The sequence below is a fragment of the Stenotrophomonas sp. P5_B8 genome (assembly GCF_054049855.1).
This window is the reverse complement of record NZ_JBFULO010000721.1, coordinates 1-1,125: the sequence shown is the minus strand read 5'-3', so window position 1 is coordinate 1,125 and position 1,125 is coordinate 1. Positions and strand designations below refer to the sequence as shown.

The 1,125-nt window shown below is 64.4% G+C and carries 1 protein-coding gene; it reads left to right on the top strand.

The genetic code is table 11. The features are described from left to right. Positions 1-329 precede the first annotated feature (329 nt). Positions 330-1,125, top strand: a 796-nt coding sequence (apbC, locus tag ACXJKH_RS20990; RefSeq protein ID WP_457322276.1) for an iron-sulfur cluster carrier protein ApbC, incomplete at its 3' end; no start/stop codon positions are given.

Here is a 1,125-nt window from a genome sequence, read left to right as displayed (position 1 = left end):
GCGCAAGTGATTGATTGATAGACGATATATTTGTTTCATTTGAAATTATTTCGACGAGTAATCGTGGCCTGCCTCTGACGAGGACATGAAAATCGTTCGATTTTCATTCAGTTTCAGGTGCGAGCGCCATCCCTGGATGCGGTCCGTCAACGCGGCTCAAAACCCTGTCACCGGTCACCAGCGCGCGCTGGTCAGAGGGGCCCACCACCCTCTACGGTCGTCTCCGAGTGCAGCCAACCGGCACCGTTGTGCGGGCGGCACAAACAGGGATCGGCGTCGGACAAGGTTGTATAGTCACCGGTTCCATGCGTTTTCCCCGGAGTCATGCAGTGAGCAGCAGCCAGACGCGTCGCCCCCACGCCAGCCAGGTGCAGAAGGGTCTCAGCCCGCATCCGCGCATCCGCAACGTGATCGCGGTCGGCTCGGGCAAGGGCGGGGTGGGCAAGTCCACCACGGCGGTGAACCTGGCGGTGGCGCTGGCCAGCCTCGGTGCGCGCGTGGGTCTGCTGGACGCGGACATCTACGGCCCCAGCGTGCCGGCGATGCTGGGCCTGAGTGGTCGTCCGGAGAGTCCGGACAACAAGTCGATCGAGCCGATGCGCGCGTTCGGCGTGGAGACCATGTCGATCGGCTACCTGATCGAGGACGAGACGCCGATGATCTGGCGCGGTCCGATGGCCACCTCGGCGATGACGCAGTTCTTCAACGACACCCTCTGGGACGATCTGGAYTACCTGSTGATCGACMTGCCGCCRGGCACCGGCGACATCCAGCTGACCCTCACCCAGAAGATTCCGCTGGCCGGTGCGGTGATCGTCACCACGCCGCAGGACATCGCCACGCTGGATGCGAGGAAGGCGCTGAAGATGTTCGAGAAGGTGGAGGTGCCAGTGCTGGGCATCGTGGAGAACATGGCCGTGCACACCTGCAGCAACTGCGGCCAGGTGGAGCATCTGTTCGGCGAGGGCGGCGGTGAGCGCATGGCCGCGCAGTACGGGGTGCCGTTGCTGGGCTCGCTGCCGTTGGAAATCGGCATCCGCGAGCAGGGCGATGCCGGCACGCCGATTACCGCTGCCGCGCCGGCATCGCTGGCTGCGCAGGCCTACGTGCACGCCGCACAGCGGC